This is a genomic window from Bradyrhizobium sp. 179 (genome assembly GCF_023073535.1).
Classification (GTDB): domain Bacteria; phylum Pseudomonadota; class Alphaproteobacteria; order Rhizobiales; family Xanthobacteraceae; genus Bradyrhizobium.
Genome location: NZ_JADPJR010000152.1, coordinates 1 through 8,585 on the forward strand (window position 1 = coordinate 1; position 8,585 = coordinate 8,585).

The following is an 8,585-nucleotide window of genomic DNA, read 5'->3' on the forward strand; positions in this document are numbered from 1 at the left end:
GTGCCCATAGAGCAGCCAGGCGAGCATCTCGGCCGAGCCATAGCCGCTGTCACCGAGGAGCCGGCTCGGATAGAGATCAAACCGCTCCAGCGAGCGCTCGATCATGCGCTTAGCGGCCAATACCTCCGCCTGCCGGATTGCGGTCGTTGCCTCAACATCGACGATGATCGCGTTCTCGATGTCGATCAGGTAGTTCGTCGAATAGGCGAAAAACGCTTGGCCGCCGTGCGCCCCCGTCCAGCGCGCCGCCGGGTCGGAGGGCGATACGAACTTCGGGGTAACCTCGGTCGCGGCTCCGAAAGCGGCATCATCGAGGACAGCCAGATACTCGTCGATTGCTCGGCCGGCCGCCTCCGGCGGAAGTCCCTTATCGCCTTCGATCCCCTTCTGCCGATTGGCATCGGCCTTGATTAGGCTCGCATCGACTGCAAATCCCTCACCGCCGACCAGTCGTTCCTCGATGCAGCGGCGCAGCACGCTCTCGAACACGCGACGGAAGAGGTCGCTCTGCCGGAAGCGGCCATGCCTGTTTTTGGAGAATGTCGAATGATCCGGCACACCGCCCCATCCAGACCGAGCCGGCAGAACCAGCGGTAGGCCAAGTTGAGGTGAACCTCATCGCACAGGCGACGCTCCGATCGGATGCCGAAGCAGTAACCGATCAGGAGCATCCGGATCATCAGTTCGGGATCGATCGAAGGCCGACCGATGCTACTGTAGAAAGGCGCCAGGTCCCGTCGAACCTCTTCAAGGTCGACAAACCTGTCGATTAACCGCAGCAAGTGATCGGTCGGGATATGTCTTTCGAACGAGAATTCATAGAACAACGCGGCCTGTTCGACTTGCCGATGCCCCATCATGATCTTCAGTCCTGCCAATTAGACAGACTGAATCACTGCTATCCTTGAGTCGCAACTGCCGCCTTTTTCAACAAAATCGGCCACGAGCAGACATGACCGGTTACCCCCACCACAGCGTTTTCCTGGGCAAGCGGGGTGGGCGGCACCATGAGCCGAGCGCATGTGCGGTCTTGCGATTGGTTTCAAACTTCGTTGGCTACTCGACCAAAGGTCGGCTGGTTTCGCATCCTTTGAATCTTGTCGACATAAGTAGCGCGCCGGAAAGGAGGTGGACATAGCTCGCGTCATACAAAATCAGACTGCCGTCATCGCTGTGCAACGTTTTACTCGCATTTTGTCGCAGATCAGAATGCATCCCGAACTTATCCGATCCCGTTGTGAAATAACTCACACGACAACTTTCCGAGCAGGCGTAAACTGCCTCTGTCTCTTGAGATCAACAGTGGAGCTATCGCATGACCGCGCTTTCGGCGTTGCCAGATGTTGTCGTAGTCGACGTTGACGCCGGACAGACGAGCGGAGACACAACTATCTCCTACAAGAAAGATCCCGAAGACGATCTTTGGGAACTCGTGCCAGGCCGCTCTTGGAGCCGAGTAAACCCCCATGTCCGTACTGGCCTTGGTGACATCGCCGATAAAGAGGGATCGTGGTCTATCACACTAGTGCCTGGGCAGAGCTATGAGCTTGGCGTATTTGAGCGCGGACATGGTCCGCTGTCGATTGACCCGATTCGCCGCGCGACGCTCCTAGTGTTTTGCCTCGTTAAGAAACCGAGAGAGCGTGGGTTGATTACTGATGAGAACCGGGGATTCGGTGGGACGTGGTACTTTCACCAGATTCATACGCGCGTACCTACAAGTGTCGTTTCTTTCGCCGTGAGCAGAACACCTCCTGTTATCGACGCTGACGGCATTCCGCATCCGGTCTCTCCCGAAGGCGATCCTTCTGCGCCCTTCATACAAGGAATGATGGACCACAAGGCAGACCTCCTGCCGCTCTTTCCCGGCAACCGCTACTTCTTCTCAGCCGTGGTCGTGGATTCACGAGGAGATTGGGAGGTACGCCAGGACCAGTTCACGACCCTGCGCCGTGTGCTCAACGTTGAGTTTCCGACCCTTCACATCTTCAATGACGGAGACCCATTCGATCATGGCGAAGCTTCGTTTACGTTCCGCGTGTTCTCCGGGCCCGTGAACCAACCTACCGTGATCAAGGATTTCGATCGGGCGACGCAAGACATCGACGACTGGGGTGAGACTGATCGGCCCTACGCGATGAGCTTCGCACATTTCGGAACGCCTCTGGCGGTGGCGGATGAGAACGAGATGAGCGTATCTGTCGCGTCGTGGGGTGTCGAACATGACGGATTCTTGGAGGAGGACGAAGCCGCAAGCAATTGGGGTACGCGACTCCCATTGCCAGTAGGCCGGAACGAAAATGTTGTACAGACTACGTTCCTGATGGACTGCCCGACGAGTAACGGCGATTTCCACTACGGGGTTAATGTTCGCTGGTCGGTCAGTTACGTTCCGTGATGGAAGCGGCGCCAATTGCTGAGCGACCGGCATCACCGTTCATCTTGAGTACCCGATCTTCGCCTTCAGGACTTCCGGTTTGGGTCAACAGGCGACTTCGCCAATGCATCAGGCGCTGGTCCGCTCCACCACACAAACCGGACTTCTGCGCGCTCGTCACGCAGGTCAACAACGGGCCAAACTCAGACATCGGCCGCGCTCTCGATCTGCGTGGTAGTCGGCGGGACATAATTGACAGACGAGCGGAACGTCTGTCGTGACAGGCTTGTTCCTTCTACGGGGCAATCACGAGGAGGCTACCATGAGGACACCTCAGCTCTCCGCATTAATGTCTGCTGTGCTTACCTTCAGTGCCGTCGCCGCAGAACCTCAAAAGCTGTGGGAGACGAGTGGCTTCAAGCAGCCCGAGTCGGTGGTTTTTGACCGCGCCGCGGGGGCCATGTATGTGTCGAACGTCAACGGCGATCCGATGAAAAAGGCTGGCAACGGCTTCATTTCAAAGCTTGGGCCGGATGGAAAGGTCGTGACAATTGAGTGGGTCAAGGGACTCGACAGTCCGACCGGGCTCGCGCTTGCCAACGGCAAGCTGTACGTCGCAGACGTAGATCGGATTGCGGAAATCGACCCGGCCAGGGGCGAAATCATCAACCGATACGAGGCACCCGGATCCAAGTTCTTGAACGACCTCGCGGCTGACAAGACGGGACGGGTCTACGCATCCGACATGGTGACAAACAGCATTTGGGTGCTCGACGGCGGCAAGCTATCTCTCCTGATGCAGGATGACGCGCTCGAAAACCCGAACGGGCTCCTCGTCGAGGATGGGAGGCTTGTGGTCGCGTCGTGGGGCAAGATGGCCCCGGACTTCTCGACCAAGGTACCCGGCCACATGAAGGCGGTCGATCTCGCGACAAAGAAAGTGTCTGCTCTTGGTGACTCGACACCAGTTGGCAATTTTGATGGTGTCGAGCCCGATGGCAAGGGCGGCTATCTTGTCACCGACTGGGTAAGCGGCGGGCTTTTCCACGTCGTGAACAATGGCAAGCCGACGCGCCTCCTTCCGCTCACGAAGGGGAGCGCCGATCTCGGCGTGGGACCGGATGGTGTCATCATGATCCCGATGATGATGGAGGGCACTGTTCTGGGTTACAAAGTCGATACGCGCTGAGGACCGGTGCCAGCAGTGGTTTCGCAACGGAGCTTCAGTTCGCAATTTGCGCAGCGGCCAAAGCGAGCCAAGTTCTGACATTGATCGTGTTGCACGTCTCACGTTATGACCGCTTGGGGTCAATCGCGTCTGCTTGCCGGTGAGGCGATGACTTCCGGTGTAACCGGATAAGCGGACGTGGTCAGATCGGACCGGCACGCCTTGAACAGGCCAATTGCGGAAGTGGACCGCTTCCCTGTAGGCTCCAGTGACGTTGGCCTCGGCGCGCATCGATCCAGATGGAAAAGAGAGAGAAATTTTTAACCGAGATGGCTGATCGCCTTGCCGCGACGTTGCCAGGTCGAACGCTCCGCGTGGCTATCGATGGCGTCGACGGGGCGGGAAAGACCACATTCGCCGATGAAATCGGAAGTGTCGTCATGGCCAAGGGGCGGCCGGTTATTCGTGCGTCGGTGGACGGATTTCATAATCCCAAGGCGTTCAGATATCGGCGCGGGCGGCATTCGCCGGAAGGGTTCTTCGAGGACTCGTACAACTACTCGGCATTGAAGCGATACCTCTTGGACCCATTAAGCCCCGGTGGTTCTCGCCGCTATCGTCGGGCATTCTTCGACCATTCGACCGATGACATCGTAGCTGCCAATGATCTGGAGGCACTGCCGAATTCCATTTTGCTCTTAGACGGCATCTTCCTGCATCGACCCGAACTCCTCAACTATTGGGACGCTTCAATCTTCCTCCGAACGGACTTTGCTGTGTCCGTTGCGCGATGTGCTGCCCGCGATGGCTCGTCACCCGACCCTGCGGCTTCATCGAACAGACGCTACGTTGAGGGACAGCGGCTTTATCTCAGGAGCTGCCAGCCAGAAGCGAAGGCCACGATTGTAGTCGACTACAACGACCTTTCGGCCCCTTCGATTGCCGTCTGAGCAGTTCAAGCTCCAGGTCAGCTACGGGTCAATCGCGTCATCTTGTGGATAGCGAGAGGACGGCAGCCTCACCCCAATAATCGGACCTGCTTGAGAGCGGCCGGGTTGTCGGACTCTGCCACATGCAGACTCCGAGAGGTCGACGGACCTGTCCACGAGCATGCGAAGCCCTAAAAGCCAGGTGCACCATATGGCTATTCTGGAAGCAGTGCGAGCGCAGCGGCCAACTCGATAACTTTTCATCATTATGTTTACAATCGGGCCGGGGAGCGGAGCACACCCGAAGCGGTCATTCTGGCGGACAAGGGAATCGACGCAGGTAATGCTCGGCCCCTGGGCATGGCGTCATGCAGAAACTGCTTGGGCTCTCGAAGCCACAGACCATCATACTCGCGCGACTTTGACTCCGAGATCAGAACTTCCATTGGAAGAGTTGAGCTGAGCAGACCATCCTGGCCACCGGCGGTTCGCTTTCGCTTCGATGTGGCCGAACAGATGGCTCCAGCTTGAAAAGCCATGATAGTCGAAGGCCATGTCGTCGCGTACCGCCACGATGTGGTTGCCAGTGAGGCCAGAGCGGAGCAAAGCCGGACTGAGGATACGCCTTCAGAAAAGCAAAGGCGAGGATATGGCACGCCCCACAGGCAAAGAAGACCCGGTCCGGCGACGACCAACGGCGAACGGGCTCCAGCTTCACTCCATCAGCGACAACATACATGGAGACGCTCCAATCCGACCTCGTCAGAATGTCTGATTCGTCGGCAGTTGGCCCTTCGAGGCATATTGCGCTGCCGCGCTAGTCATCTGGAACGCAAGTTCGTGACATTAGTTGATCGCTCGAATCTCTAGAGAGGAGAGCGCTCGTGGCGAATGCAGGTGTGAAAGGCCGGCCGATCGCGCCGTTGTTGCTGAGTCCGCAGGAGCGGGCGTACTTGGAGAGGCAAGTTCGTCGTCATCGCGTAGCCCGGTCGCTATCTGAGCGATGCCGTGCGATCCTGCGGTGTGCGGATGGCTTGGCAAGCAAGTCCGTAGCTGCCGAACTTGGCCTTCACGAACATATCGTTGGTAAGTGGCGTCGCCGGTTTTTGAAGGATCGCTGTGATGGCCTGCTTGACGAAGCGCGACCTGGCCGCCCTCGCACCATCAACGACGATCAGGTAGCCGCGGTGATCGAGCGGACGCTGCGGACGACGCCGGCCGACGCGACGCACTGGTCGATCCGGTCGATGGCGGCGGAAACTGGGTTTTCCCACACCACGATCCGCCGAATGTGGTCGGCGTTCGGCTTGCAGCCGCACCGTAGCCAGACGTTCAAGCTGTCGAGCGATCCGCTGTTCGTCGACAAGGTGCGCGATATCGTCGGCCTTTATCTATCCCCACCGAACCGTGCGCTCGTCCTCAGCATTGATGAGAAAAGCCAGATTCAGGCGCTCGATCGCGAGCAGCCGGTCTTGCCGATGATGCCTGCGGTGCCGGAACGGCGTACGCACAGCTATGTGAGGCATGGTACGACCACGCTGTTTGCCGCTCTCGATGTCGCTTCCGGCTTTGTCATTGGCAAATGCTACAAGCGCCATCGGGCGGTCGAGTTCTTGAAGTTCCTCAAAGAGATCGACGCTCAAATCCCTGAGGGGCTCGCTGTCCATATCGTCATGGACAACTACGCCACCCACAAGACACCCAAGATCAAAGCGTGGCTCGCTCGCCGGCCGCACTATCATGTCCACTTCACGCCGACTTCCGCGTCATGGATCAATCAGATCGAGCGCTGGTTCGCTGAGCTCACCAGAAAGCAAATCCAGCGAGGTGTTCACACCTCCGTCAGGCAACTCGAGGCCGACATCCGTACCTTCATCGAACTGCACAACAATAACCCGAAGCCCTTCAAATGGACCAAGTCCGCAGACCAGATCTTGGCTTCCGTCAAACGCTTCTGCCACAAAGCCCAGCAGACTTTATGTGGCGAACTTTAGATTCACGTGACTAGCTTGGTACCCCCTGGAGCAAAGCGGATATAGCCTTCGTCGCGTCATGCGCCAAGTTCATGGTACACGGCCAAGGCCCATAGCGGTCAAACAGAGACGGCGATAAAATACTGGTTGCGAAAAGCTGGAAGTAATACCCATGGCTTTCATAGCGAGCGCGGTTGGATTGGTTATCGCCTATCTTTTCGGTTCTATGCCCACGGGCTATCTGGCGGGGAAACTCCTCAAGGGCGTTGATATTCGAGAGCATGGCTCCAAATCCACCGGGGCAACGAATGCATTGCGGACTCTTGGAAAATGGCCCGCGTTAGTGGTGCTCATTGCCGATGTGCTAAAAGGCGTGGCTGCCATCATCGTTGCCCGCTCGTTCTGTCCTTGGCTCTATACGGAGCTGTCCCCGACGCCGCCGACAGCGTCTGATCTGCAAATCTGGGTGCCATGGGTTGTTTGCCTGGCTGGAATTGCGGTGCTCGTGGGACATAGCCGCTCGATTTGGCTGAACTTCACGGGCGGCAAGTCGGCTGCGACCGGGCTCGGCGTGTTGCTGGCGATGTCGTGGCCCGTGGGGCTGTGCGCTGCAACGGTCTTTGGCACCGTGCTGGCAATGGCCCGGATCGTTTCCTTGAGCTCGATGCTCGCGGCGTTGACGGCAATCGTTCTCGTCTGCGGATCCGAGCATCCATCACCGTATCGGTTGCTGGTGATCGGAGGCGGCCTCTACGTGATCGTTCGCCATCGCGCCAACGTTCAAAGGCTATTGGCAGGGACGGAGCCGCGTCTGGGTCGAAATGACCTGGATGCGAAAGCAGAAGCGCAGGTTTAGCACAAGTTTCGATATCGCACTTGGGCCGCTTGTGAACCCAAATTCCCAAAGACGTAGTCTTGTGCGGGTCGAATTTCTTGTTCTGCTTATGAAATCATTTCGATGTTGCGAGGTACTTGGGCAAAGACACAACCATCTCGAAGAGCTCCCTGGGGATTGCGGCAATCGTTTTTCAGAACGCCCTCCAAGGCGAAGCCAGCGCGCTCTGCAACCGCGCGTGACCGCAAATTCTTAGCATCACAACGTATTTCGACCCGCACAAGACCGAGAGACCAAGCGAATTTGGTCAGCGCCAATATAGCTTCAGTGATGTAGCCGTGCCCAACCTCGTTTGTGGCGCACCAGTAGCCAATCTCGCCTCGCGGAACCGTCCAGTCGAACCGAAAAAGCGAACAATTCCCAATGAAGGTGCCAGCGCGTTTCTCAAAAATTGAAAAACGAAATTCGGAGCGATTTTCGAAGGCCGCCTCTCGGTTATCGATTTGCTCGATGATCTCTCTTGCATAGTCCCTCGCATTGGTTTCGCGCAGTGTACGTAGATGACCGCGCTTATTTCGTCGGTGTCATCTTCACGCGCTGTCCGGATCGTGCATTCCATCGGTAGCCTCCGCTCGGCCTAGCGGGCGATCACGCGCACTTAGTTTTGGCGTATCGACACGGCCAGAGCCTTAGTCATCGGATAACCGGAACTCGTCCCAAATCCGCCGACCGGCGGCCCATTTTCAACATAGCCGTTTGACAAATAAAATCGGCGAGCGGTTTCAGTGCTCGTCAAGTTGCACCGGTTATTGCCTCTTTCAGCGGCTCGCATTTCCAGTGCCCGCAGCAGTGCGCGGCTAACTCCCCGAAACCGCGCATCGGTGCGATACGTAGTTGAGGCCAATCGTCCCCGCATTGGTTACTGATCCAACGCTAGGATGTCCTGATTTTCGACAACCACAAGCACCGAGTTGTCAGTTTGTCTGACCCAAGCACAGAAACTCTCATGGGTCTTATTGCCCAACCATCGCGCCAAGATGGAAGGGTCGTTTCGGTGGTCCGCTTCGCAAAGCTCCGCTCGATCGCTCCAACACGATGCAGGCAGCGGGCGCATCTTCTGGTATAGCTTCTCGTATTTGCAGCCCGTGATTTTGGCACAAAGCCGATACCCGGACAATGGGCACGCTGACTGCCATGTCGGCTATTGATGCTGTGGACGGCTCCTCCACCGGCACGAGAGTGCCAAGGTATGGGCGCCGTTTTGAGGCTCCCACGATTCGGAGGAGCAGCCTATGCAGTCAAT

Annotated in this window: 6 protein-coding genes and 1 pseudogene; 5 read left to right on the plus strand and 2 right to left on the minus strand. The window is 57.4% G+C overall.

Annotated features, from left to right (window positions below):
• Positions 1 to 860: pseudogene (locus IVB12_RS35065) on the minus strand (IS1182 family transposase); the annotation flags it as partial.
• A gap of 455 nt (positions 861 to 1,315) precedes the next feature.
• On the opposite strand from IVB12_RS35065, the gene IVB12_RS35070 reads away from it, so the two are divergent.
• The 5 genes from IVB12_RS35070 (at position 1,316) to plsY (ending at position 7,303) form a co-directional block, all read left to right on the plus strand.
• Positions 1,316 to 2,398, plus strand: coding sequence for a hypothetical protein (locus tag IVB12_RS35070; RefSeq protein WP_247306865.1), 1,083 nt, complete (start codon positions 1,316 to 1,318; stop codon positions 2,396 to 2,398).
• A 301-nt stretch (positions 2,399 to 2,699) separates the two neighbouring features.
• On the plus strand, positions 2,700 to 3,566 hold the full coding sequence (locus tag IVB12_RS35075; RefSeq protein WP_247306867.1) for an SMP-30/gluconolactonase/LRE family protein: 867 nt from the start codon (positions 2,700 to 2,702) through the stop codon (positions 3,564 to 3,566).
• Positions 3,567 to 3,844: 278 nt separating this feature from the next.
• On the plus strand, positions 3,845 to 4,495 hold the full coding sequence (locus tag IVB12_RS35080) for a uridine kinase (protein ID WP_247306881.1): 651 nt from the start codon (positions 3,845 to 3,847) through the stop codon (positions 4,493 to 4,495).
• Positions 4,496 to 5,358: 863 nt separating this feature from the next.
• A complete protein-coding gene (locus IVB12_RS35085) occupies positions 5,359 to 6,468 on the plus strand; it encodes an IS630 family transposase (protein WP_247306884.1) in 1,110 nt (369 codons plus the stop codon).
• Positions 6,469 to 6,619: 151 nt separating this feature from the next.
• Positions 6,620 to 7,303 carry a glycerol-3-phosphate 1-O-acyltransferase PlsY gene (gene plsY / locus IVB12_RS35090; RefSeq protein WP_247306887.1) on the plus strand — a complete coding sequence of 228 codons (684 nt, stop codon included), beginning with the start codon at positions 6,620 to 6,622 and terminating at the stop codon, positions 7,301 to 7,303.
• A gap of 637 nt (positions 7,304 to 7,940) precedes the next feature.
• Here plsY and IVB12_RS35095 read toward each other — a convergent pair.
• Positions 7,941 to 8,198 carry a GNAT family N-acetyltransferase gene (locus IVB12_RS35095; protein WP_346658535.1) on the minus strand — a complete coding sequence of 86 codons (258 nt, stop codon included), beginning with the start codon at positions 8,196 to 8,198 and terminating at the stop codon, positions 7,941 to 7,943.
• Positions 8,199 to 8,585 lie beyond the last annotated feature (387 nt).